Annotated in this window: 24 protein-coding genes and 1 tRNA gene; 22 read left to right on the top strand and 3 right to left on the bottom strand. The window is 59.9% G+C overall.

The features are described from left to right. The first annotated feature begins 118 nt into the window (after positions 1 to 118). The 18 genes from ispF (at position 119) to B5G02_RS01830 (ending at position 17,249) form a co-directional block, all read left to right on the top strand. Positions 119 to 595 (top strand): 2-C-methyl-D-erythritol 2,4-cyclodiphosphate synthase, encoded by a 477-nt coding sequence (gene ispF, locus B5G02_RS01905; RefSeq protein ID WP_094334967.1) that lies wholly within the window; start codon positions 119 to 121, stop codon positions 593 to 595. Positions 596 to 953: 358 nt separating this feature from the next. Further along, positions 954 to 1,688 (top strand): sugar isomerase domain-containing protein, encoded by a 735-nt coding sequence (locus B5G02_RS01900; RefSeq protein ID WP_206383725.1) that lies wholly within the window; start codon positions 954 to 956, stop codon positions 1,686 to 1,688. Between the two features lie 163 nt (positions 1,689 to 1,851). Beyond that, positions 1,852 to 2,385: a PTS sugar transporter subunit IIB gene (locus B5G02_RS01895; RefSeq protein ID WP_342631244.1), complete on the top strand. Its 534-nt coding sequence runs from the start codon at positions 1,852 to 1,854 to the stop codon at positions 2,383 to 2,385. A 94-nt stretch (positions 2,386 to 2,479) separates the two neighbouring features. Next, entirely contained in the window at positions 2,480 to 3,244 is a 765-nt protein-coding gene (locus B5G02_RS01890) for a PTS mannose/fructose/sorbose/N-acetylgalactosamine transporter subunit IIC (protein ID WP_094334966.1), read from the top strand. A 2-nt stretch (positions 3,245 to 3,246) separates the two neighbouring features. Then, on the top strand, positions 3,247 to 4,077 hold the full coding sequence (locus tag B5G02_RS01885) for a PTS system mannose/fructose/sorbose family transporter subunit IID (RefSeq protein WP_094334965.1): 831 nt from the start codon (positions 3,247 to 3,249) through the stop codon (positions 4,075 to 4,077). An 11-nt stretch (positions 4,078 to 4,088) separates the two neighbouring features. Continuing rightward, positions 4,089 to 4,802 carry an N-acetylmannosamine-6-phosphate 2-epimerase gene (locus B5G02_RS01880; RefSeq protein WP_094334964.1) on the top strand — a complete coding sequence of 238 codons (714 nt, stop codon included), beginning with the start codon at positions 4,089 to 4,091 and terminating at the stop codon, positions 4,800 to 4,802. A 79-nt stretch (positions 4,803 to 4,881) separates the two neighbouring features. Then, positions 4,882 to 6,036, top strand: a complete 1,155-nt coding sequence (gene nagA / locus B5G02_RS01875) for an N-acetylglucosamine-6-phosphate deacetylase (RefSeq protein WP_094334963.1) — start codon at positions 4,882 to 4,884, stop codon at positions 6,034 to 6,036. Beyond that, positions 6,033 to 6,824 (top strand): Nif3-like dinuclear metal center hexameric protein, encoded by a 792-nt coding sequence (locus B5G02_RS01870; RefSeq protein WP_094334962.1) that lies wholly within the window; start codon positions 6,033 to 6,035, stop codon positions 6,822 to 6,824. Before nagA ends, B5G02_RS01870 begins: the two co-directional genes overlap by 4 nt. A 52-nt stretch (positions 6,825 to 6,876) precedes the next feature. Further along, a complete protein-coding gene (locus tag B5G02_RS01865) occupies positions 6,877 to 7,692 on the top strand; it encodes a MurR/RpiR family transcriptional regulator (RefSeq protein WP_094334961.1) in 816 nt (271 codons plus the stop codon). Positions 7,693 to 8,022: 330 nt separating this feature from the next. After that, on the top strand, positions 8,023 to 8,862 hold the full coding sequence (gene thiM / locus B5G02_RS01860; protein ID WP_094334960.1) for a hydroxyethylthiazole kinase: 840 nt from the start codon (positions 8,023 to 8,025) through the stop codon (positions 8,860 to 8,862). Beyond that, positions 8,863 to 9,159, top strand: coding sequence for an MTH1187 family thiamine-binding protein (locus tag B5G02_RS01855; protein ID WP_094334959.1), 297 nt, complete (start codon positions 8,863 to 8,865; stop codon positions 9,157 to 9,159). It abuts the gene before it with no gap. Between the two features lie 99 nt (positions 9,160 to 9,258). After that, positions 9,259 to 9,957, top strand: coding sequence for a thiamine phosphate synthase (locus B5G02_RS01850; RefSeq protein ID WP_094334958.1), 699 nt, complete (start codon positions 9,259 to 9,261; stop codon positions 9,955 to 9,957). A 204-nt stretch (positions 9,958 to 10,161) separates the two neighbouring features. Beyond that, positions 10,162 to 11,628 (top strand): cysteine--tRNA ligase, encoded by a 1,467-nt coding sequence (cysS, locus tag B5G02_RS01845; RefSeq protein ID WP_094334957.1) that lies wholly within the window; start codon positions 10,162 to 10,164, stop codon positions 11,626 to 11,628. 438 nt (positions 11,629 to 12,066) lie between these two features. After that, positions 12,067 to 12,453, top strand: coding sequence for a DUF4143 domain-containing protein (locus tag B5G02_RS01840; RefSeq protein ID WP_206383726.1), 387 nt, complete (start codon positions 12,067 to 12,069; stop codon positions 12,451 to 12,453). A 250-nt stretch (positions 12,454 to 12,703) separates the two neighbouring features. Further along, the gene (locus tag B5G02_RS01835; RefSeq protein ID WP_162609742.1) at positions 12,704 to 13,699 is read left to right on the top strand and encodes a DUF2971 domain-containing protein; all 996 of its coding nucleotides are present in this window, start codon (positions 12,704 to 12,706) and stop codon (positions 13,697 to 13,699) included. A 131-nt stretch (positions 13,700 to 13,830) separates the two neighbouring features. Continuing rightward, positions 13,831 to 14,997, top strand: coding sequence for a hypothetical protein (locus B5G02_RS10020; protein WP_143758270.1), 1,167 nt, complete (start codon positions 13,831 to 13,833; stop codon positions 14,995 to 14,997). 15 nt (positions 14,998 to 15,012) lie between these two features. Next, entirely contained in the window at positions 15,013 to 15,591 is a 579-nt protein-coding gene (locus B5G02_RS10015) for a hypothetical protein (protein WP_143758269.1), read from the top strand. A gap of 401 nt (positions 15,592 to 15,992) precedes the next feature. Next, complete coding sequence (locus B5G02_RS01830; protein ID WP_094334983.1) at positions 15,993 to 17,249, top strand: ATP-binding protein; 1,257 nt, start codon at positions 15,993 to 15,995, stop codon at positions 17,247 to 17,249. Between the two features lie 55 nt (positions 17,250 to 17,304). Here B5G02_RS01830 and B5G02_RS01825 read toward each other — a convergent pair whose 3' ends face one another. The 3 genes from B5G02_RS01825 to B5G02_RS01815 form a co-directional block, all read right to left on the bottom strand. Beyond that, on the bottom strand, positions 17,305 to 17,847 hold the full coding sequence (locus B5G02_RS01825; RefSeq protein WP_094334955.1) for a flavodoxin domain-containing protein: 543 nt from the start codon (positions 17,845 to 17,847) through the stop codon (positions 17,305 to 17,307). A gap of 180 nt (positions 17,848 to 18,027) precedes the next feature. Continuing rightward, the gene (locus B5G02_RS01820) at positions 18,028 to 18,552 is read right to left on the bottom strand and encodes a methylated-DNA--[protein]-cysteine S-methyltransferase (RefSeq protein WP_094334954.1); all 525 of its coding nucleotides are present in this window, start codon (positions 18,550 to 18,552) and stop codon (positions 18,028 to 18,030) included. Beyond that, positions 18,549 to 19,262: a DNA-3-methyladenine glycosylase family protein gene (locus B5G02_RS01815; protein ID WP_094334953.1), complete on the bottom strand. Its 714-nt coding sequence runs from the start codon at positions 19,260 to 19,262 to the stop codon at positions 18,549 to 18,551. The genes B5G02_RS01820 and B5G02_RS01815 overlap by 4 nt, the downstream gene beginning before the upstream one ends. A 182-nt stretch (positions 19,263 to 19,444) precedes the next feature. Here B5G02_RS01815 and rlmB point away from each other — a divergent pair, with 182 nt between their 5' ends. The 4 genes from rlmB to B5G02_RS01795 all read left to right on the top strand — a co-directional run bounded on the left by rlmB (position 19,445) and on the right by B5G02_RS01795 (position 22,557). After that, the gene (gene rlmB, locus B5G02_RS01810) at positions 19,445 to 20,371 is read left to right on the top strand and encodes a 23S rRNA (guanosine(2251)-2'-O)-methyltransferase RlmB (protein ID WP_241146126.1); all 927 of its coding nucleotides are present in this window, start codon (positions 19,445 to 19,447) and stop codon (positions 20,369 to 20,371) included. 121 nt (positions 20,372 to 20,492) lie between these two features. Next, positions 20,493 to 21,191: an NYN domain-containing protein gene (locus B5G02_RS01805; protein ID WP_094334951.1), complete on the top strand. Its 699-nt coding sequence runs from the start codon at positions 20,493 to 20,495 to the stop codon at positions 21,189 to 21,191. Positions 21,192 to 21,260: 69 nt separating this feature from the next. Further along, positions 21,261 to 21,335 (top strand) — tRNA-Thr (locus tag B5G02_RS01800). 232 nt (positions 21,336 to 21,567) lie between these two features. After that, positions 21,568 to 22,557: a D-isomer specific 2-hydroxyacid dehydrogenase family protein gene (locus B5G02_RS01795; protein ID WP_094334950.1), complete on the top strand. Its 990-nt coding sequence runs from the start codon at positions 21,568 to 21,570 to the stop codon at positions 22,555 to 22,557. The last annotated feature ends 342 nt before the right edge of the window (positions 22,558 to 22,899 follow it).

The following is a 22,899-nucleotide window of genomic DNA, read 5'->3' as shown; positions in this document are numbered from 1 at the left end:
GGGGACAGGTTCAAAAGCGTCAAATTCGACACAAACGAACCCGTCCCCAAATTAGTAGTGTGCGTGGTACCCTGATACCCGGTTGAGAATGACGCTGCGGCGAGAGGGGAGCGACCTTATGCTGCGCATCGGACACGGGTACGACGTTCACCAACTTGTTGAGGGTCGGCGCTGCATCATCGGCGGCGTGGACATCCCGCACGACCGCGGGCTGCTGGGGCACTCCGACGCCGACGTGCTGGCGCACGCGCTTGCCGACGCGATCTTGGGTGCCTGCCGCGGTGGAGACATCGGCAAGCTCTTTCCCGATACCGACCCTGCCTACAAGGGTGCGGATTCGCTCAAACTGCTTGCAGCGGTCATGGCGTATGCGCGCGAGCAGGGGTACGAGTTTGTGGACGCAGATTGCACCATCGCCTGCCAGGAGCCGAAGATCAGCCCGTATCGCGATGCCATGCGCGAGAATCTGGCCACCGCGCTCGGCGTGCCGGTGGAGAACGTGGGCGTGAAGGCCACGACGACCGAGCGCCTGGGCTGGGAAGGCGAGGGCAAGGGCATTGGCGCCTGGTCCGTCTGCTTGCTCGAAGAGCGCTGAGGCACATCCCCCCGGAGGGCCTTTTCACCTGCGGGCGCCTGTTGCATATCCGCCCGCGGGGCCTTCCGGGCGGATATGCAACAGGTGCCCGCGTGCGAACCCCCCCCGGGGGATGTGCCTCAGCGCACGCTTGCGCGTGAACCAGCAGCGCGTTCGCTGGCACGCTGTCAGTGGTATGCGTGTTAAGAGCCGTTTACCGATACGTTAAACCGTTCGCCGGGTTGGAGCGGACGGCGTATACTCATATACCAAACTGAAGTAAACTCCAATTTATAAAGAAATTCTGGAGTAAACACCATTATCAATTCGCGTCGCGTTGCGTTGCCACGTTCTATCCGAGAGTTCGGGAGGGTACAGGATGTCGGATTCAATGGTTGCACAGGTATTCGAGCTTGGTTGCTCCGTCGTACAACGTATCCAGGAGACGCAAAGCCAGCACATCGTGGATGCTGCGAAAGCCGTCGCGAGCTGCTACCTGCATGGGCATTCCTTCTTTGTAAGCGGCAGCGGGCATTCGCATACCTTGACCGAGGAATTCTACGCGCGGGCAGGCGGACTTGCATTCGTGAAGCCCATCCTTACGACCGAGCTGACGCTGACCGAGCACCCCACGAAAAGCTCGTATATCGAGCGTCTCGATGGATATGCGGCGATTTTGGCGGATCTGTACCGGATCGAGGCGGAAGACGTCGTGCTTATCGCGAGCAACTCCGGCCGCAATGCGTATCCGGTGGAGCTCGCCCTGGAGTCAAAGAAGCGGGGAGCGACGGTGATCGCCATCACGTGCACGACGCACTCCCTGGCGACGACGCCGCGGAATAAGGCCGGCAAGCGCCTCATGGAAGTGGCCGACATCGTTATAGACAACTGCGGGGTCACGGGAGACAGCGCGCTCAGCGTGCCCGGGGTGCCCGCGGCGATGTGCCCCACGTCGTCTATCGCCAACGCGTTCATCGCCCAGGCGATAACCGTTCAGGCGGCGGCATGCATCGCGAGCGCCGGCGTTGAACCCCCGGTGTTCATAAGCCTGAACAGCGAGGGCACCGAGCATGTCAACGATGACTTGTTCAGGCGCTACACCCGCTTGTACTAGGCGGGCGAGACGAAGCCCATCATGACAGCGAAGAGCATATCGCGCGTACGGCAGAGCGTTTCGCGCGTAATTCGGGATAGACCGGGAGTGAGAGCCCCTCCGTGCGCCATGCAGCAGTCCGGGGGTATGCCCGCTCGCGCGGTCGCGCCGAGATCTCCGGCACATGACCGAGCTGCTTATGTTCATTGATGCGAAAGTTCGGAATGGGGGCCACATGATTGCGTTGATACGTTGCGACGATCGCCTAATTCATGGTCAGTGCATGACGGTAATCGTCAAGGAATATGACATCAAAACGATTTTGGTCGTCGATGATATGACGGCAAGCAACCCGATCCTGAAATCGGTGTTCGCGGCTGCCGTGCCCAGCAATATGAAGGCGCGTGCCCTCACGGTTGACGAGGCCGTGCCAAAGATCACCGCGGCAATGGGCAATGAGGAGCGCACGCTCGTGCTCATGAAATCGCCGGAAGTCTATTGCAAGCTGCTCGAGCGAATTCCCGATCTGCCGAAGGACCTGAACGTCGGCCCTATGTCGAACCGTAAGGGATCGACCGAGGTGAACCCGTCTATCCATCTTATGCCGAATGAGAGCGCGGCATGTGCCGAAGCCGCGGACCAAGGCGTTCACGTGTGGTTCCGTCAGGTTCCCGGACAGCCGATCATCGAATGGGATTCCGTGAAGGACAGGTTCTAGGTGCTCAAATCCCGCTCAGTTCACCGGGGTGGACGGACGCGCTCGCTCGTCCCCGCTCGTTGAACGTTCGTAGTTCCGAATAAAGGAGGAAACCATGACGTTATTGCAGGCATTTTTGCTCGCATTATTCGGATGGATGGGTTCGATTTACTCGCCGGTGCTGATCGGCGGTCTCGGCGGGTGGTATACCATCGGCCGCCCGCTCGTTTCCGGCGCCATCATCGGTGTCATCATGGGCGATGTCACGACGGGCATCATCATGGGCGCTGCGATTCAGATGCTCTATATCGGCCTCGTGACGCCGGGCGGCTCCATGCCGGCGGACGTGAACTATGCTTCTTGGATCGGTATCCCCCTGGCCATGGCCGCCGGGGCCGGTCAGGAATACGCCCTCGCCCTCGCCGTGCCGCTCAGCACGCTGGGCGTTATGGCGGTGTACGGCCTGTGCGCCATCAACCTGTTCTTTGTCCACATGCAGGACAACGCGATCGAGAAGGGCGACCTTAAGCTCGCCGTCGCCGTTCCCGCCATCGGCCAGATCACGAACTTCGTCCTGCGCTTCATCCCCATCTTCGTCATCAACTACTTCGGTGCGGACATCATCACCCAGATCGTGAACGCGATGCCGGTCCAGGTGACAGATGTCTTGCAGGTCTTCGCCAACATGCTGCCGCTCGTGGGCTTCATGCTCCTGATGCGCGTGCTTTGCAAATCCGACTTCGACCTCATCTATTTCTGCGTTGGGTTCGTGCTGGTCTCGCTCGCGAACCTGCCGATGATCCCCGTGGTCATCGTCGCGCTGGCAGTCGCATATCTCGAGTACAAGGGCGGCGCTTCGGTGAAGAAGGAGGCTGAGTAACCATGGCTGAGGCTACGGAAACCAAGCTGAGCAAGAAGACCATCAACAAGGCGTACTGGGACTGGATGTTCTTCAACCTCTCACTGCAGAACTTCGAACGCATGCAGGGCCCGATGATCGTTCGCATGCTGGGAAAGGTCGCCGACGACCTCTATCCCGGCGACAAGGAGGCACAGAAGGAGCTGCTCGCCCGCCATGCGAACTTCTTCAACACGGAACCGTATCTGGGCTGCCTCGTTCCCGGCGTCATCCTGGGCATGGAGGCCAGCAAGGCCGAGGGAAACGATGTGCCGCCGGAGCTCATCGATTCCATCAAGACCGCGCTCATGGGACCCTTTGCCGGAATCGGCGACTCCCTGCTTCCCGGCACGATCATCCCCATCCTGCTGAGCATCGCACTCGGCTTGAGCCCCAACGGCGAGCTTTTGGGGCCGATCTTCTACGTCGTGGCGTTCCTGGCCATCATGCTCCCGCTGACGCGGTTCCTGTTCACCTATGGCGCCCGCGCCGGTGCCAACGCGGCGGCATCGCTGCTTGAAAGCGGCGTGAAGGACAAGGTCGTCGCCGTCGCTCAGACGGTCGGCCTGATCGTCGTCGGCGCCGTGACGGCCTCGTATACGAAGGTGAACATCGGTCTCGTGTTCACGAGCGGTGACCTCACCATCGATATCGCCTCGATCTTCTCGTCGCTCATGCCCAGCCTGCCCGTTCTGCTCATGGCGTTCCTGGCGTACTACCTCATGGTGCACAAGAAGTGGTCGAGCAACCGCATGATCCTCTTCTTCCTGATCGTCGCGATCGTTGGCTACGCGACGCACATCTTGACGGTGTAGGAGACTGCCGTATGAAGGAAGTAGTTGAACGCTTACGGGGAGGTCTCATCGTCTCGTGCCAGGCCTACGAGGATTCCCCGCTGTACGGTGCGGAAAACATGGCGCGTATGGCTCGATGCGCCGAGGTGGGAGGCGCGTGCGGCGTTCGAGCGTGCTGGCCGCAGGATATTCGGGCGGTCCGTGCCGCCACGAGCCTTCCCATCGTTGGCATCAATAAGCGGTTCGGCGACGGCGACCCGCTCGATGACATCTTCATCACGCCGACGTTCGATGCGGCGGCGGAGGTGATAGAAGCCGGGTGTGACATCGTGGGCATCGATTGCACGATCCGCCCGTCGCGGCAGGTCGACGAGCTCGTCGCGTTGCTGCGCGCGGTGAACGAGCGCTACCCGCACGTCGCGATCATGGCGGACCTCGCCACGGTTGATGAAGCCGTGACCGTGGCGGAGACCGGATGCGTGGATATCATCTCAACGACGCTGGCCGGATATACGCGTCAGTCGCAAGATCGTGCCTGCGCTGGTCCGGATGTGCGAACGCTGCGCGAGATTAAGGCGGCGGTCGATCTGCCGGTGAACGGCGAGGGGCGTATCTGGGAACTTGCCGATCTCGACGCGGTCATCCAAGCGGGCGCCGACATGGTGACGATAGGATCTGCGGTAACAAGGCCCAACCTCATCACCGAGCGCTTCGCTCGCGAAAACAAGCGGCTTCGGTCGAGCTAGCGGAACTGTTGTGCGCGGGATGCCGACGGAGGCCCCATCGGCATCCCGCGCAATCGATTGCGGCGGAAGGTGGCGCATCATGTTGCGTATCCAGAGCGAAAACGTATGGTGGCGGGGCTGCCTGCAGCCCGCGCATCTCGACATCGATAACGGCAGGATCCTGAGCGTCGCGGAAGGTAAAGCAAACGATGCGGACCGCGATTACGGCGACATGCTCATCCTGCCGGGCTTCATCGATGCGCATACGCACGGGAACAACGGCGTGGGAACGCTGACCGCTTCCCCCGAGGAGATTGCTCGCTGGCAACGCGAGATCGTTGCCGAAGGGGTGACGTCGTTCGCGGCGACGACCGCCACGGCCCCCTTCGAGGAGAACCTGGCGGCGCTTGATCGGTTGTCCGGCTGTGTTTCGCGCGACGCGGACGGGTCGGTGGGAGCGGAGGTGCTCGGCATCTACGTCGAGGGCAATTTCATCGATGCGGGGCATCGGGGCGCACAGGATGTCGCGTCGATCGTCGAACCGTCCGTTGACGTCTTGGATGCATACCGAGAGGCTTCGCGGGGCACGATCATCCGCATGATTCTAGCGGTTGAGCACGATGCCGATTTCAAGGTGCTCAAGCACGCGGTGTCCAAGGGCATCGGCGTGAGCGTCGGGCATAGCGGCGCAAGCTATGAGCAGGTCGTCGAGGCGTGCTCCTACGGCCTCGATGGCGTGACGCATACCTATAACGGCATGGCCTCCCTGCATCATCGGTACCCGGGCATCGTGGGCGCGGCATTCGACCTGGCGATGCTCTATACCGAGATCATCGCCGACGGGCACCATGTGAGCTGGCCCGCCGTCCGGACGCTGGGACGGCTGAAGGACGACGACCATCTGGTGCTCGTGAGCGATGCGAGCCCGTTGAAGGGGTATCGCGGTCCGTTGACCGGCGGCATCCATATCGATGAGGAGGGTCAGTTCCGAACCGAGTCGGGAGCGCTCGCGAGCTCATCGATGCGCATGTGCGACGGCGTTCGAAACCTCGTGGAGCGTGCGGGCCTGCCGCTGCGCCAGGCCATTCAGGCGGCAACGATCAATCCGGCGAGGCTCTTGCGCTGCGATGACCGGAAGGGCACGATCGACGCGGGCAAGGATGCCGATATCGTCGTCACCGACCACGCATTCGAAGTTGTTCAGACGTATTGCAAGGGCGTTGCGATGCTCCAAGAAGGGGAGATGCGTCCATGAAGGCGCGGGACGTCATCGACATGCTCGAAGCCCAGAGTTCGTGGGTCGATTGGAGCCACACGCGCGATATGGTGCTCGCAGGCGATCCGGAGCGCGAGGTGCAGCGTGTCGGCGTCACATGGGTTGCCACCATGGCGTGCCTGCGGGAGGCTCGTGAGCGGAACGTGGACTTGCTCATCAGCCATGAGAACCCCTTGTATGCTCCGACGACGCAGCCGTACCGGATCGCCTATACCGCGCGGCAGCGTAAGCTGCGGCTGATACAAGATGCCGGTCTCGTGGTGTATCGGTGCCATGATGTGTGGGATAAGATCCCCGCTGTCGGGGTTGCGGATCAATGGGCCCGGGTGCTCGGGCTGTCATGCACACGAGAGGTCTCCTCGTATATCCAGCACGCGACGGTGGAGGATACGACGGTTCACGACCTCGCGCGCCGCTGCGCCGCCGCACTCGCTCCCTATGGAGAGGACGCGGTCTGGGTCATCGGAGACCTCGATGCAAGGGTGCGCACCATCGGGTTGGGCACGGGCGCCGCGACCGACATCTTCCGCATGCTCGCGGAGCCCTGTGATGTGTGCATCGTTGCGGACGACGGCATCACGAATTTCCACGATGTTCAGTTCGCACTCGATGTGAGCGTGCCGCTGATCATCGTCAACCATGCGTGCTGCGAAAAGCCCGGCATCGACGCGATGGTAACGTGGCTGGGGCAAAGATGCCGCGGCGCGGGCGTAGAAGTGGTGCGGCTCGATGAGGGGTACACCATGCATGCCGTTGTAGCGGCGTAGGAGCGGTGCAGTATAATCTCCCTACTGTTATACGAAGCGGTCAGGATAAGAGATGCAGGTCGTTCCCCAAATCAAATCGTTGTATCCGTCGTTCACCAAGTCGGAGCGCATGGTGGCTGACTTTGCGCTGGAACATGGTGACGAGCTCGCGAAGATGAAGCTTTCGGCGCTGGCGAAGCACCTCAACGTGGGCGAGGCGACGATCGTCCGCTTTTGTCAGAAGCTCAACCTCAGGGGATACCAGGAGCTCAAGTTTCACCTCTCGCTTGAGGATGAGGAACGAGAAGACGAGGAGGGCAGGGGAGACCGCGACGAGGTGAAGCAGAGCATCATCGGGAATATCGAAACCACCGATGACATGGCCTCTCAGGCGGTGATCGGCGCGATCATCGATTCGATTTACTACGCCGACGACATCTTGCTGTACGGCGTCGGTACGAGCGCCCTTGCGGCCTCGATGGGTGAGATTCAACTGTTCCGCTCGGGAAAACGCACGCGCGCCATCACCGATTCCCATATGCAGATGATGCGGTCGAGTCGTTGCGACGCTGCGACGCTCGTCATCGCCGTTTCGGTTTCGGGCGAGACGCGAGATCTTATCGAATCGGTGCACCTTGCGAAGCAGAACGGTGCGCAAGTCGTCTCGATCACGGGCTACGCGCAGTCAACGCTCGCCCAGATGTCCGACCATGTGCTCATCAGCTACGGCAAGACGGTGTACACGAACCGCGGGACCTTCTCGATGGTTGTCTCTCAGCTGTTCCTGCTCGACTTGATTACGAGCGGATACGTCGCTAAATACAAGGCCGACGTCGTTCCCGTCCAAGAGCGGGTCTATAGCTCGATGGTCCGCAAGATGAACGAATAGCGACGTCTGCAACTGCGTTGCGGCTGCGTTTGCAACCGCTTTGTGACTAAACCACTTTTGCTCGGCCGGGCGATGCCGAACGCGCTATCATGATGTGCGATGCAGGGGTACCTACGCCGTTGCGGCACGCTGTCGCTTTGTGCGTGAGTTGAGAGGGCGCGAGCCCAACCCTTCGAACCTGTCAGTTAACACTGTCGTAGGGAGCATATCTGCGAACGAGGGCGCTGCTGACGGGCGCGATGTTTCGGCGGGCGGGCACGGGTCGGCTTGGCGAACGCGCGGCATCAAAGCAGCGCCTTTTTTTGTTCGCGCTCCAGAAAGGAACTAGCCATGATCGAGAAAGCCGAGCTTCAGGACCTTGTGCGCGACGCCGCTGCGTGCGTGCGCGCAACGAACCCCATGGCGCCGTCCATCACGAACACCGTGACCATCAACTTCGTCGCGAACGCGCAGATCGCCGTTGGCGGGTCTGCCGCGATGGTCTACCTGCCGGACGAGGGCGAGGCCATGGCCGCCGCCGGCCCCGCCATGTACATCAACGTGGGAACGCTGCTGCCCATCTATGAGGAGACGCTGCCCCGCACGGCCGCGCGACTGGCGGAGCTCGGCAAGCCGTGGGTACTTGACCCGGTGGCCGTGGGAATTGGCGAGATGCGCACGAAGCTGCTCGCCGGATTTAAGGAGCAGAAGCCCACGATCATTCGCGGCAACGCGTCCGAGGTCATCGCGCTTGCCGACCTGTGGGGGCTCGAGGGCGCCGGCGGCGAGAGCACCGTGCGCGGCGTCGACTCCACGCAGGGTGTCGACGAGGCGCGTGCCGCTGCTGTGGCGATCGCGCGCTACACGGGCGGCGCTGTTGCCGTCTCTGGTGAGGTCGACCTGGTGACAGACGGCGAGGTCGTGGCGCTCTCACATGGCGGCTCGCAGTTCATGACGCAGATCACCGGCTCGGGCTGCAGCTTGGGCGGGGTGTGCGCTGTGTACGCCGCTTGCGCGAAGACGCCGCTTGCTGCCGCGCTCGCTGCCGTGAACGTTTACAACCTCGCGGGCGCTCGCGCCGAAGCCAAGGTCAAGGCACCGGGCAGCTTCCAGGCGGCGTTCCTCGACGAACTCTACCTGGCCACGCCCGAAGATATTGCCGCCAACCCCTTCGATCTCGAGGAGGCGTAAATGAACACGCTGGTAGCCGTGGCAATCGCACCGGTTGGTGTGGGCGACGAGCTCAAGGAGTACGTCGCCGACGTGGTTCGCGTGATTCGCGAAAGCGGCCTCTCGTGTCGCACGAACTCCATGTTCACCGAGATTGAGGGCGAGTGGGACGACGTCATGCGCGTGGTGAAAGACGCGACCTTCGTGCTCGCGGAGCGTGGCATTCGCACCGAAGTCGTGCTCAAGGCGGATATCCGTCCCGGCTTCGAGAACATGATGGAGCGCAAGGTGCGCGTCGTCGACGAACTTCTTGCCTAAGTCATGTGACCAATTTGGGACAGGTTCCGTCGCGTCATGTGACTCATTGAAACCTGTCCCAAATGAGCACCAAATGAGCCACCGCAGAAAGGAATGCATATGAGTATTCGTGACAACCTGGATATTTCCGCTTACCTGGTACTTGGCCCCGAAAACACGCTGGGACGTCCCGTGGCCGATGTGGTTCGCGATGCGCTCGATGCGGGGTTCACCATCGTGCAGGTGCGCTCGAAGGTGGCAGGTGCGCGTGAGCTCATGGAGTGCGCACGCTCCGTGGCAGATGTTATCGCCGCTGCCGGCAAGTCGGACACCGTGCCGCTCTTGATCGACGACCGCCTCGACGTTGCGCTTGCGTGCCGCGAGGCGGGCATCAAGGTCGACGGCGTGCACGTGGGGCAGAGCGACATCCCGGTCGAGGTGTGCCGCAAGTACCTGGGAGAAGATTCGATCGTGGGTCTTTCGGCGGCTGCTCACGAGATGCGCCGCTATATTGAGACGGCCGACACCTCGCAGGTCGACTACCTGGGCGTGGGGCCGCTCCACGAGACGGCTACCAAACCGGATTGTGGCCTCGATGACGACGGGCGCATCATCACGCGCAGCCTTGAGGAGCTCGCAGAGCTTCGTCGCGTGAGCCCGAAGCCCATCGTGGTAGGTGGCGGCGTTAAGGCGGCCGATATTCCCGCGCTTGCGAAGACCGGCGTCGACGGCTTCTTCGTGGTGTCCGCTGTTGCGGGCGCCGAGGATCCGCATGCGGCAGCGAAGGAGCTCGTCGATTTGTGGCGCGCGAACGCGTAGGCGCGATGACGCGGACGATAATCAGATGGTTGGTGGCAGCGCGTCGGGCGTAAGGCGCACTGCGTAACGCTCGGCGCGCGGCCGCACATGACAAGTTTGTCCACCTTGCGCGGGATGCTCCAGAGTTTCGGGTATACCGTTACAATGAACACACGTGACAAGTGCCCGGCGCCGCGTTCGCCGGTGTGAATCAAAGGAGTCCGCATGCTCATCTACAACAGCGCGACGCGCACGAAAGAGGAATTTCAGCCCATTGACGAGGGCAAAGTGCGCATGTACGTATGCGGCCCCACGGTGTACGACAACATTCACATCGGCAACGCGCGCACGTTCATCTCGTTCGACGTGATCCGCCGCTGGCTCATCGCGAGCGGCTACGAGGTCACGTTTGCACAGAATCTCACCGATGTAGACGACAAGATCATCAACCGCGCGAACGAGCAGGGGCGTGCCCCCAAGGACGTGGCGGAAGAGTTCTCCAAGAAGTTCATCGACGTCATGCACAAGGCGAACGTGCTCGACCCTGACGTGCGCCCGCGCGCCACGAAAGAGATCGGCCCTATGATCGGCATGATCAAGAGCCTTATCGAGCAGGGACACGCCTACGCTGCGGAGAACGGCGACGTGTACTTCGCGGTACGCAGCGACCCGAGCTATGGCGAGGTGTCTGGCCGCAAGATCGACGACCTCATGGTGGGCGCGCGCATCGAGGAGAACGAGGACAAGCGCGACCCGCTCGACTTCGCGCTGTGGAAGGCCGCGAAACCCGGTGAGCCGAGTTGGCCGAGTCCGTGGGGTGAGGGTCGTCCTGGTTGGCATACCGAGTGCGCGGCTATGGTGCACCGTTACCTGGGTGTTCCGATCGACATCCATGGCGGCGGTTCCGATCTCGCGTTCCCGCATCATGAGAACGAGTGCGCTCAGGCCACGTGCGCCTGGCACGAGGGATTCGCGAACACGTGGATGCACACGGGCATGCTGCTCGTCGACGGCGAGAAGATGTCGAAGAGCCTGGGCAACTTCTTCACGCTCGAAGAAGTGCTCGAGAAGCACTCCGCGGCGGCGCTGCGCCTGCTCATGCTGCAGACGCATTACCGCTCGCCGCTTGATTTCTCGTGGGAGCGTCTCGAGGGTGCGGAGAATTCGCTTACGCGCATCGCCGGTACGGTGCAGAACCTCAAGTGGGCGGCAGACCATGCGGAAGGCAAGCCGGATGCCGAGCTTGCGGCCGGCCTCACGTCTGCCATGGAGCGCGCCGCTGCAGAGTACGAGGCCTGCATGAATGACGACTTCAATACCGCCGGCGCCATCGCCGCCTACTTCCAGCTCGTGACCGAGGCGAACACGTATCTCGACCAGGCTGCGGGCGCGGTCGACCCCGAGGTGGCGCGCGTGTGCGGTGCCGTGATCGCCGGCGCGCTCGTGCAACTGGGTGTCGAGCTTCCCGTGATGGAGGAGCCGCTGCCCGTGGGGTTGCTCGGCGTGGCGGCGGGACTCTGCGCCTACACGGGCGACGACGTGAACGAGGCCGCCGAGCGCATCCTCGCCGCGCGTGCCGAAGCACGTGCCGCCAAGGACTGGGCAACGGCCGACGCCATCCGTGACCAGCTGCGCGACATGGGCCTCATGATCGAGGACACCGCCGCGGGGAGCCGTATCAAGTGCGCTTAGGTACCTGCCGCCTTGGCCTATTGCGCTGTCCCAGTGGGTTTATTGCATTGTTGATTACGCCGTCCTTCTCTGCCCAGGGAGGGGCGGCGTTGCTTTGCGCGCGGGTGAGTCCTCGAAAAAAGAACATGCTGTTCAGCGAGGTGAGCAATCGATGTCCGCGCACTGGCGAAAAAGATTTGTCGGGGAGCTTGGCCTGCAGCTATTACTACCGAAGACGAACTTGTAGGGGATGCGCCCCCGCAATACCTCGATGCCTTGTTTTCTGTGAGCGCGCTGAAAGGGGTCTTGATTCGTAAACTGCTAGACGTCTTGCTGTCTCGCTGGCAAGAAACGTCGGAACGTCGATGACGTATCGGACGATGTATGCCGACGTGTCCGAAGAGCAGCTGCCTGCAAATACGGATCCGGCGATCTATCGCAATGCCCTAGGGCCCCTACATCTCTTTTTTCCTCAAACAGTACTTCATCGAAGATCAGAGCGGTTGGGGTGCTCCGGTCAACTCAAAGTCTCGTGTGCGCTCCAAACCCAAGCGCACCTTTGCCAACCCGTCTCTGCCCGCCTCATTGATGGGAATGACGCCGGAGCGCCTGCCGCGAGAAATGCAGATCTTCGGGACGTTGTTTGAAGAGCTTTGTCTGCGCGACGTGCGTGTTTACTGCACCGCGATGGGAGCGATACCTAATCCAGCTGTTTGCTACTACGGTGACGCAGACGGGCTTGAGGTGGATATCGTGGTAGAGCTGTCTGATGGCAGATGGGGTGCGTTCGAGGTCAAGCTGAGCGAGGAGAAGGTTGCCACTGCGGAAAAACCTGCTGCGGCTTAAGGATAAGGCTGCGAGAAACCCGGCGGCGAGGAATCCGGAGCCAGCGTTTCTGGCGGTGCTTGTAGGAAAGGCGTTCTATGCATGGCGGATGCCGAGTGAGGTGTACGTGACCCCATTACCGAACTGGGGGCGTAAGAGGATTACGGAGCCTAACAGGCAAAAGCAGTCCGCGCGATCCCCACTATAGTGGGGATAAGCCTCCCTTTACAGTGAGGCTTATTGCTATCTCCAAATGCAAAAAGGAGCGCGCATGGGACTCGTTTACCACTACAGCTCTCCCCAGGGCGCGCTGGGCATTTTGCAGAACAAGTCGTTTTGGTTCACCGACTGCGAGTTCATGAACGACCCGGCGGAGCTGGCGTATAGCTATGAGCTATATGATCGTGCATGGGTTGAGGTTTGCCGTGAGTTCGGGGTGCCCGAGACCCAGATTGAGCGCGAGATAACGAGGTTCGCGAATCCGTATGAGTGCAGGGCTGAGATAAGCGATGCGCTCGGCATTGATATTCCTGCACGGTATTATGCTTTGAGTACGTGCTCGAATGGTGACGATGCTGCCATGTGGGCAAACTATGCCATTAAAGGCGGCAGGGCGGGGTACGCGCTTGCACTTGACGGAGAAAGTCTTACGCAAGCTCTTGAACAGCTCGCTTCCGAAGCGCCTGGGTTCGGTTTCTATGTCGAAGTTATATACGGTCAGGTTCAATATATCGAGGGGAAACAGCTCGAGAATATCAAGTCAGCCATCAAAGTTCATCTAGAACGATTGGCTGAGGCGTCAGATAGTTCCGACGAACTCGACCGCTTTTTGTGTTCCGAAATTGCTCGGACCGACCATTGGGGTTGGTTCGGTGACGTTGCCCCATTCATCAAGCGTCCGGAATTCGCGTATGAGCAGGAATATAGGTTTGTGCTAAAGGTCACACAGCTCGAGTCTGAGCAAAAGGCAATAGTTGCTCCAAATAAAAACACAGTTAGCGAACAGACCGGGCCGTGCGGGTGCTCGGATTGCCCTGTTCCCACCGCATCGCCAATAAGCCCACACTTTCGCGAAGGGTTTGCGGGTGCGATAACGCCTTACTTCGAAGTTGGGCTTGGCGATGCGTTTGCAGATGTGCTGCGGGCAATCAGGGGCAATTCGTTTCACAACGCGCCTTTTGTAAAAGAGGGTATAGCTCGGCTGGTTAAAGGCTCTGGGCTCAAGGACGTGTCGGTTGAAATGTCCGACGTTTTGCTGCGTGGGTGAGCAAGCGCGGAGATTTTAGCGATTTGGCTTGGAAATATAGATGGAGAGCGAGGCGTGAGGTGGCAGGGAAAAACGATTTTAGATGCAGTTCTTTTCTCATCTGGGGTTTAGGAGGGGCATTCGCCCTTCCCATGGCAATCCTTTTTATAGGCGCCATGGTTGACCCCGACGGCTATATCGGCGATTTGACGTGGACTCTATGTCCTGGGTTTATTGCCGGCCTCGCTGCCTATTTAGTCTTTGTATTTAAAGAGTCGGACAATCAATCTCTTACGGCAAAAGAAGCAAAGCAAGGTGCTGCGAACGCTTCTGGTAAGGTTGCTGCGGTAAGTCAAACAAGTAAAGCTGTTACTACAAAGAAGGCGGCCACTACGAAGCAATCGTCTCCGTCAAAGGCTTCAGGGAAGAACCAGCGTAAAACTGTCGCTCATAGCGCTCATTGCCAGGATATACTCAAACGAATCTCGGTTTGTTTGGATGACAAAGATGCAGACACCGTTCATCAATTAATATCGAAACCAGTGATTATTTTGTCTGGACAGCAACAGCAGGCGGCGGAGCTGTATGTAAAAGCGGTCGAGAAGATTGGCCTGTTTGGAGTTAGCAGAATAATGCACACCGCGTTTGGAGGAACGCCTGATTACACCAAAGAGCAAGAAGATGTCATTCGATTGATTTTGCCATTTCTGGTAGATTCTGGCTTGAATCCGAACGCTAAAATTGACGGCGTGCCACTTATTCACTGTGCAATTCAAGCATCAAATGGTAGCGATGTTGAAGATGCTGTCGAGCTGCTCCTTAACAAGGGTGCTGATGTGAACAGCACCAACGATGAAGGGCTGTCGGCACTCGGGGCTCATCTTGTCCGCGGGTGTGTTTCCGACGGTTATCGTTTCGAGTCCTACCTTTCCCATGGAGCGAAGCTGAACTCATGCGATTTGTCCAACCTGCAGCTTTACCGAACGATTATGGAAAGCGGCTTGGACAACGTTTTCTCGACAATCAGCGACAATGACATAAGGCAGGTAATTGAATCAAGCGATGATCCCAGCGGGGTCTTTCTTCTTCTGGCTGCAGTTCGAGGAGTTTACGTTCAGTCAAGCGACCCAGCATTCATAGAGAGACGTAGGCAGCAGTACGAGGATAACCCTGGATATGTAAACATTGTTAATCGACTGCTCGATCTTGGCATTGATCCAAATAGATCTCCTGAACCGGGAGTACCAACCGCAATCGAAGTAGCGATGGCGCTCCGTCATGACAAAGTTGCAGATTGTCTGCTGCGGTACGCACGATAAACAGGAGGAGCAGAGATGGGAAGATATGACTACGTAACGACGCCTGGATGGCAGGAAATAAATTTGGATTTATTTGGTTCGGTTACGTATTCCATCCGGCCTGAATGGGGCGACTATCGGCTTGATGATATGAACTGGGAGGCTTTTGGTTTCCTTCCTGGGGGCAAGCCAATGGCTTCGCATACGTACGATTTCAGGCATAGCAGAGTTCTCTATATCAGGCAGCGAAGGGAATGGTTTACAGAAACCGAGCAGCACATCGCGCGATTTATAAGCACAGTTATTCCAGACGAAGAGTTTGATGAGTACATCGCGAAGAGCCTTCGGACAGAATACCTCGCTGAAGTCGATGGCTCTTACCGTTACTACCATATCTTTGTGTTACCTAACGAGGATGGCACGCCAATCCAACTGATAAACCATGCATGCACGACACCGGAGGGCGTGACCGTATGGGAGGCGCGATATTCATATCCGACCGCTTTGGAGAACTTTCACGACCCCTTGGTATGGGGAGGGTTAACACCCCGGATTGGGTTCAATTATTTTTGTAACTCAGTCCGGTATCACCCGGAAAATCTGCTCAAGCCATGAGATGTCGTGTGTGCATACCTGTGGCGATGGGCTGCAATAAGGTATCTGCTTCTATGGGATTTTTCGTCATCGAGTTGAAGTTTAGGTTAAATTTATATCTGCTAGCAAGCAGGCGTATCTCTCAAACAAAAACAACGCCATCCAAAACGGCGGTATTTTGTATCCATCGCCAAGGAACGCGCTCCTGTCTTTCGCGCGGGAAGATAGCCGCCGAAACAAAGGGGAGGCGATGCCTGCCACTTTTCGAAAGCTATCTGTACTGAAAATGCCACTTTTTGCCAATCGCTTACTCAATTAGAGAATTATCGCGTCAAAATGACGCATAAAAGTACGCAAGAAATTTCTTGCGTACTTTTATGCGTATAATGTACGCAAAAGTAGAAATGCGGGAGGGAATAATCATGCGTGAAGGTAAGACCCTAGAGTTCAAGTCGGCGGTGACGGCGTCGTTTCTAAAAACGGTATCTGCATTTGCTAACTATGATGGCGGGTCGATTGTCTTTGGCGTTAACGATGCGGGCGAGCCGATTGGACTAGAGGATCCCGTTCGAACATGTCTAGATATTGAGAATCGTATTAATGACTCCATCTCACCTATCCCGGACTACTCACTTGTAGTGCATGAGGCTTCAAAAACGGTTGAGCTTTCGGTCAAGTCCGGTTTGGCTACCCCGTACCTGTATCGTGCAAAAGCCTATAAGCGTGCGGATAGCGCAACGGTCGAAGTCGATCGCACCGACTTTACGCGGCTCGTGCTTGCCGGGAACAATCTGAATTTCGAGCAGCTTCCCGCAGCGAAGCAAAACCTCAAGTTTTCTTACCTCGGTAGTGTGGTCCAAAAAGCGCTCGGACTCGAATATTTCAACGAGGACACACTCAAGACGCTCAACTTGCTTTCGGCTGACGGGGCGTACAACAACGCAGCCGCGATTCTTGCAGATGAAAGCGATTTCCCCGGGATAGACGTTGCGCGTTTCGGCGAGAGTGTCAGCGTGATATTAAAACGTGCGACATACGAGGGGGCATGCCTACTTGACGAGTTCGATAAAACCATTGAGCTGTTCAAAGATGCCTACTGCTACGAGGTGGTAAGGGACGTTCAGCGCGAGCTGATTGAGACGATTCCGATGCGTGCGTTTCGCGAGGCGCTTGCCAATGCTGTAGTTCACAGAACATGGGACATCGCCGCTCGGGTGCGCGTGTCGATGTATCCAGATCGGGTAGAAATCTCGTCTCCCGGCGGCTTGCCCGCTGGGATGTTTGAAGAAACATACCTATCGGGTATGGTATCCGTTATGCGAAATCCCATCTTGGCCAACGTCTTTTATCGACTCGACATCATTGAGGCGTTTGGCACGGGCGTTCGGCGAATAAAAGAGGCGTACGAACAGAGCCTGACAAAGCCCATGTTTACCATAACGGAACATGCCATATCGGTGGCGCTGCCCCTCGTGAAAAGCGATATTGGGCTTACCGATGACCAGCGGCGCGTGTACGACTTGCTGAGCGCGGTGCGACCCATGGCGGTGGGGGAGTTGCTGGAAGGCGTCGACTTCAGCAGGTCAAAGCTCACGAAAATTCTTCAGCACCTCGTTTCCCTTGGCGTGGTTGAAACAAGTGGTGTAGCGAGGGGGACGAAGTATCGTCGATTGGCGTAAAGCGTGTCTGGAGGGCGATTGAAGCGCGATATTGGGATGTTGTGGCCGCCGCCCGCTACCTCCGCACCCCCAGCTGCTCAAGCAGTGGCTCCAAGTACGCGCGGTTGCAGCCGTCGAAGCCTTTGCGCATGCCATCGAGAGAGATTTGCTCACGTTTGTTGCCGCGCTTGATTTCGCCTTCGAGCATCTTGAAGTAGATGCGCATGGCCATTTTGTCCATGGTGCCCAGCCGCTCAAAGTGAAAGCCGCCGCGGCAATAGACCCAGGGCAGATCGGCGTACTGGTCGGCGGGGAAGGAGCGGCGGAACGCCTCTTCGTGCTCGGAGGCAGGCCACAGATCGCACGGCATGGGCGTGGCACCCACAGCGACTACGGCATAGCGTTTCTCGGGATGCTCCGCCATATACGCTTGGAACCGCTTGGCGCCCTTCAAGCTCGCCGCGTGGAACCAGCTTACGAATACGACAAGTTCAGCGTTCGCCGCCACAGTCTCGATGTTGTCTAGCGGCTCGGGCGTGCAACCCAGCTCTTCCGCCATCCAGCTGGCGTACGTTTTGGCCGAACCGGTTTGCGAGCAATACACGACGGCGGCGTCCATGCGACCTCCCAAGCGCCACAGTTGCGGGTATTTTGACGAGTATTCCCCGCGCACGCGTATGCGCAGCAGTTATGCAGAAAGCCTTACCGAGAGATGACAAACCAGCCATTGGGGACGGGGGTTATTGGCTGGTGGCCCTTGTTTCGCCATGTCAGGGGTGGGCGTGCTGTCTCTATAGCGTCAACCGCGTGTGGGTACGAAGAGCCCACACGTGTTCGTGCCCTCAAGCTCGAGCAGCCGAACCTTTCGCTCGATGCCGCCGGCGTAGCCGGTGAGGCTACCGTTTGCGCCCACGACGCGGTGGCAGGGGACGATGACCGAGATGGGGTTGTGCCCCACGGCGCCACCAACTGCTCGGGCAGAGACGCGTGCCCCGCCGCGTTGCTCGGCCAGCTGCTGGGCGATTGCGCCGTACGTGGTCGTCTCGCCGTAGGGAATCTGGAGCAGCGCCGTCCACGCCGCCTGCCGAAATGTCGAGCCCGCGGGGTGCAGAGGAGGCAAGAAATCCGGTACGCCGCCCGCGAAGTACGCATCGAGCCAGCGCACTGCCTCTGCAAGTGCAGGCGTCTCCCGCTCGAGGCGCTCTTCGGGCAGCCCGGCAGCAAAGTACTTCTGCCCCTCGAACCATGCGCCTACAAGCCCGACCTCATCGGCGGCGAGCAGCATGGCGCCCAGCGGGGAATCGTAGCGTTGGACGAACGTCATCGCTTCCCACCTTTCGCCTTCGGCTGGCAATCTGCGGTTCGAGCTTTCGCGTGCGTTATCGCTTTCGGCTTACTCGTCCCCTTCGGTCGCCAATCCCGCATCTCGGGGATCGCGCCGCCGGCGACCGCCCATAGGTACAGGCTCGCCACGCTGCAATAGGGCGAAAACCGCCGTCGATACTTCTCGAACAGCTGGCGCGTGATCTTGCGGTGGTGGTAGACCATGCGCAGCCCCCGCTGGATGGCGAGGTCGTCGAAGCTCAAGATATTCGGCCGCTGCATGCAGAAGAGGAGGATCATCTCGGCCGTCCACACGCCCACGCCCTTGAGGCCGCTCAGCGCGCGAATGGCGTCTTCGTCGGACATGCGCCACACGGCGTCGAGGTCGAAGGCGCCGCTCTGCACCCGTTCGGCGAAGTCCGTGATGTATTCCGCCTTGCGAAACGTCATGCCGAACGCCTGCAGCGCGGGCACGCCGGCGGCGAGCACGGTTTCCGCGTTTACCGCACCAAGTCCGTCGCGCATGCGCTGCCAGATGGTCGCCTGCGCCCTCGTTGAGATCTGCTGCCCCACGATGTGGTGTACGACGGCAGCGAAGAGGTCCGGATCGACTTCGCGCTCGACGTGCCCCACGCGGTCGATGACCTCGGCCAGGCGTTGGTCTTTGCTGCGCAGGTACGCGAGCTCGGTTTCCCCGTATTCGAAATACATGCTTCGCCTCCGGCGTTCGTTTGTTTGGCCGTCACCTTACTGTGTATATCGTCGAAAAATACACAGCAAGACGGCTTGCGAGCTTCCTTATCGTGTCTTCTATCGCTTTTTGCATGATACGCTATGGCGCCGCCGTGTGGTTCCGTATACTTTCAGACGAACGCAAACACGAGAGGTGGCAGATGGCACGTCAACAGCAAGGTAGCGGGCGTCGGGCGAATGGCGACATGTCGCGCGCAACGGGGTCGGGCTCGCGCCAGGCGGGCAAGCGTTCCGGCGAGGCCTATGGTAAGCGCGAGGGAAGCGCCCAGCGTAAAGCGGTCGCTCCTGCTCGCCATGCGTCAAATCGCTCGTCGGCGCAGCAGCCGGCGATCCGTCCCACAGGCGCCTACATCGAGGGTCGCCGCGCCGCAGCGGAGGCGCTACGCACAGGGTTCCCGGTGAAGCGCGCGCTCGTGGCGGAAGGGGCGGACCGCGACGCCTCCTTCACGGCGCTCGTCGCGGACGTGCAGGCTGCGGGCATTCCCGTGCGGCGCGTGTCGCGCGCGGAGCTCGATGCGCTTTCTGCCCACGGCGCACACCAGGGGATCGCGCTCGAGGTGGGGGAGTTCCCCTACGCGAGTCTCCAGGATGTCATCGCCCGCGCAGGCGACGGCGCGGCCCTTGTGGTGGTGCTCGACCACGTGACCGACGCGGGCAACTTCGGGGCTATCGTCCGTTCGGCGGAGGTCGTGGGCGCCGCCGGCGTCGTCATCGCGAGCAAGCGCGCGGCCGAGGTCACCGTTACCACGTACAAGACGAGCGCCGGCGCCGTCATGCACCTGCCCATCGCGCGCGTGCCGAATATCGCGCGTGCGCTCGAGGATTTGAAGGCCGCCGGGTTCTGGGCGGTCGGGGCGTCCGAGCATGCCGGGGGCGTGTGCTGGGAGACGCCACTTGCGGGGCGCATCGCGCTCGTCATGGGTTCCGAGGGCGACGGTATCAGCCGGCTTGTGCTCGAAACCTGTGACGACCTCACCAAGCTTCCGCAGCGCGGACAGACGGAAAGCCTGAATGTGGCGCAGGCCGCGACGGCGCTCTGCTACGAATGGCTGCGACAGAACCAGTAAGTCGGTATGTAAAATTACCCCAGGGGTTATTTTACATGTGTGAAAGGATGCGCTTTTTCGCGTGATTTGTCGCATGCAACATAACCCTTGGGGCGTTTTTACTTTGGCGTGAAAGGACGAGATGAGCAAGAAGAGTCGGAAGAAGGCGAAAGCCAAGCGCTTCGGCGAGGGCTCGGCGCGCGCGGCGGTGAACGTGGCGACGTACGGCGCGGGCAACGCCTTTGCCTCCGCGTTCGCACCGGCAAGCGTTGTCGATCCGGCGCGCGGGACGAACGCGCGCGGCCAGCGCGAGCTGCTCGTCGTCGACGGCTACAACGTCATCCACGCTGCTCCGCGCTATGAGCACCTCATCTTCGACCACTCGGACGATCCGTATTCAAGCGATGTGTACGACCGTGCCCGCACGGCGCTCATCGCGGACGTCGCGGCATTCGCCCAGCGCCGCTATGAGCCGGTGATCGTGTTCGACGGCGCGGGCAACGTTTCGGCCGATCGCCCCAACTTACCGCAGGCGGGCGTGCGCATCGAGTTCTCGCCCACGGGTGTCTCGGCTGACACGGTGGTGCAGCGCCTGTGCACCGAGGCGCGCGAGGCCGGGCGCGCCTGCTCCGTGGTGACGAGCGACGGCACCATCCAGGCGACGGTCATGGGCAAGGGCGTCACCCGCATCTCGGCGCGCATGTTCGTGGAAGAGATGCGCCTCTTCGATGCCGACGTCAAAGAGGCCGAGGAGGCGCCGCAGGTCAAGCTGACCCTCGGCAGCAGACTTTCGCCGGATACGCTGGCCAAGCTCGAGGCGCTGCGCAACCGCATGAGGTGAATTTTCCTCAGAGGAATCATTGGCTGCTTGCGCGGCTGCAGCGCTTTCAGTATCCTGAACAAGCTAGATGCCAGCGTGGCTCAACGGTAGAGCAGCTGATTTGTAATCAGCGGGTTGCGGGTTCGATTCCTGTCGCTGGCTCCAGTGTTCGCAGCAAGCTCGGTGCCTTTTTTCGGTGGGTACCGGGCTTTTTGCTGTCGCGTGACAGTGGTGCCAGGGGAAAGTGTCACACTTGCGTGACAGCCGTGCCAGGGGAAAGTGTCACACTTGCGTGACAGTGGTGCCAGGGGAAACTGTCACGCTTGCGTGGCAGTTGCGCCTGGGCGAAGTGATAATCTATGTTTGGACTCAGGTTATCACTTCGAGAGGAATGGCCATGAAGCTCTTCGCGTTCGCGCTCCGCCCGTTTGACGAGCTGAGATACCTTGAAGGGCTCAGCCGGGAGCTCGGGTTCGAGTTCGGCTGGACGGCCGAGTACCCCACACTCGAGAACGCGCACCTCGCAAGTGGGGCAGACATGCTTTCCATCATCACGAACCCCATGACGCCCGAGCTCCTCAACCGGTATCATGAGCTGGGCATCCGTGCGATTGCGACGCGCTCCATCGGCTACGACCACATCGACGTTGAGCACGCGCGATCGCTCGGTATGCGCCTCGCCCACGCGGCCTACCCGCCGGAGGGCGTGGCGGACTACACCATCATGCTCATGCTCATGGCGCTCCGTCGGGCGAAGTTCGTGTTCCGGCAGGCCGCAGCGCAGGATTTCGGCCTCGAGGGCAAGCTCGGGCGTTCGCTTGCGTCGTGTACCGTGGGCGTGGTGGGCACCGGTGCCATCGGCTCATGCGTGATCCGCGAGCTTACGGGTTTTGGCTGCCGAATCCTCGCATGCGACCCGTATCCGCGTGACGACGTGCGTAATCTTGCCGAATATGTCGAGCTTGACGAGCTCCTCGCGCGTGCGGACATCGTGACGCTGCACGCGCCCGGCTTGTCCGAGAACAGGCACATGATCGGCGCTGGGGAGCTTGCCGGCATGAAGACGGGTGCCATCTTGGTGAACGCCGCCCGCGGCATGCTCGTCGACACGGCGGCGCTCGTGAACGTCATTGAGTCCGGGCATCTGGGCGGTGCGGCGCTTGACACCATCGAGCATGAATCGAACCTCTACTACCGCGATGCGAGCCGCGAGGTGCTGCCCAACCGCGACCGCGCGGTGCTCATGGCGCTGCCGAACGTGATCGTCTCGCCACATATGGCGTTCTATACGGCGGAAGATGTTGAGCACATGGTGCGCAGCACGACCGAGGCATTGCTCGCGTTCAGCCGCGGCGAGGACACGCCCTATGAGGTGCGCAAGGGATAAAAGCCAGGTGCGGGGCGACAGCCGGGGAATCTCACGCGCGGAAAAATATTTTAGAAGTTCTCGAGCACCTTCACGCGCGGTGGGTGTATAGTACGCGTACACACTTTTTCTTCCGTATTTGCTCCGGGTGAAAGGTAGAGCCTGTTCCGGAGCGCCGAGCACATCAGATGCGAGTTGTAGCGAGTAAGAGGTAACGGCAAGCATGAGGAACACTGTCTAACAACTTTATAGCGCGTAGTGCATGTGGTTCAGCAGACCCTTGGCGGAGCTGTCTCTATTCGAGGCGTTGCGTCCCGGGGTACTGACCCCCCATCCCGTTTCGGCGTGGTTGTTCCTGCGTCG

The sequence above is a fragment of the [Collinsella] massiliensis genome, from assembly GCF_002161605.1.
GTDB lineage: Bacteria > Actinomycetota > Coriobacteriia > Coriobacteriales > Coriobacteriaceae > Enorma.
This window is presented reverse-complemented; position numbering and strand designations above follow the sequence as displayed.

Excerpts from the sequence above, each read along its gene's own strand:
- B5G02_RS10020 (WP_143758270.1), top strand. The coding sequence starts at position 13,831 with ATGGCAATCCTTTTTATAGGCGCCATGGTTGACCCCGACGGCTATATC.
- nagA (WP_094334963.1), top strand. The coding sequence starts at position 4,882 with ATGTTGCGTATCCAGAGCGAAAACGTATGGTGGCGGGGCTGCCTGCAG.
- B5G02_RS01815 (WP_094334953.1), bottom strand. The coding sequence starts at position 19,262 with ATGTATTTCGAATACGGGGAAACCGAGCTCGCGTACCTGCGCAGCAAA.
- thiM (WP_094334960.1), top strand. The coding sequence starts at position 8,023 with ATGATCGAGAAAGCCGAGCTTCAGGACCTTGTGCGCGACGCCGCTGCG.
- B5G02_RS01805 (WP_094334951.1), top strand. The coding sequence starts at position 20,493 with ATGAGCAAGAAGAGTCGGAAGAAGGCGAAAGCCAAGCGCTTCGGCGAG.
- B5G02_RS01890 (WP_094334966.1), top strand. The coding sequence starts at position 2,480 with ATGACGTTATTGCAGGCATTTTTGCTCGCATTATTCGGATGGATGGGT.
- B5G02_RS01820 (WP_094334954.1), bottom strand. The coding sequence starts at position 18,552 with ATGACGTTCGTCCAACGCTACGATTCCCCGCTGGGCGCCATGCTGCTC.
- B5G02_RS01795 (WP_094334950.1), top strand. The coding sequence starts at position 21,568 with ATGAAGCTCTTCGCGTTCGCGCTCCGCCCGTTTGACGAGCTGAGATAC.
- B5G02_RS01895 (WP_342631244.1), top strand. The coding sequence starts at position 1,852 with ATGACCGAGCTGCTTATGTTCATTGATGCGAAAGTTCGGAATGGGGGC.
- B5G02_RS01900 (WP_206383725.1), top strand. The coding sequence starts at position 954 with ATGTCGGATTCAATGGTTGCACAGGTATTCGAGCTTGGTTGCTCCGTC.
- B5G02_RS01865 (WP_094334961.1), top strand. The coding sequence starts at position 6,877 with ATGCAGGTCGTTCCCCAAATCAAATCGTTGTATCCGTCGTTCACCAAG.
- B5G02_RS10015 (WP_143758269.1), top strand. The coding sequence starts at position 15,013 with ATGGGAAGATATGACTACGTAACGACGCCTGGATGGCAGGAAATAAAT.
- B5G02_RS01825 (WP_094334955.1), bottom strand. The coding sequence starts at position 17,847 with ATGGACGCCGCCGTCGTGTATTGCTCGCAAACCGGTTCGGCCAAAACG.
- cysS (WP_094334957.1), top strand. The coding sequence starts at position 10,162 with ATGCTCATCTACAACAGCGCGACGCGCACGAAAGAGGAATTTCAGCCC.
- B5G02_RS01870 (WP_094334962.1), top strand. The coding sequence starts at position 6,033 with ATGAAGGCGCGGGACGTCATCGACATGCTCGAAGCCCAGAGTTCGTGG.
- rlmB (WP_241146126.1), top strand. The coding sequence starts at position 19,445 with ATGGCACGTCAACAGCAAGGTAGCGGGCGTCGGGCGAATGGCGACATG.
- B5G02_RS01835 (WP_162609742.1), top strand. The coding sequence starts at position 12,704 with ATGGGACTCGTTTACCACTACAGCTCTCCCCAGGGCGCGCTGGGCATT.
- B5G02_RS01830 (WP_094334983.1), top strand. The coding sequence starts at position 15,993 with ATGCGTGAAGGTAAGACCCTAGAGTTCAAGTCGGCGGTGACGGCGTCG.
- ispF (WP_094334967.1), top strand. The coding sequence starts at position 119 with ATGCTGCGCATCGGACACGGGTACGACGTTCACCAACTTGTTGAGGGT.
- B5G02_RS01885 (WP_094334965.1), top strand. The coding sequence starts at position 3,247 with ATGGCTGAGGCTACGGAAACCAAGCTGAGCAAGAAGACCATCAACAAG.
- B5G02_RS01850 (WP_094334958.1), top strand. The coding sequence starts at position 9,259 with ATGAGTATTCGTGACAACCTGGATATTTCCGCTTACCTGGTACTTGGC.
- B5G02_RS01855 (WP_094334959.1), top strand. The coding sequence starts at position 8,863 with ATGAACACGCTGGTAGCCGTGGCAATCGCACCGGTTGGTGTGGGCGAC.
- B5G02_RS01880 (WP_094334964.1), top strand. The coding sequence starts at position 4,089 with ATGAAGGAAGTAGTTGAACGCTTACGGGGAGGTCTCATCGTCTCGTGC.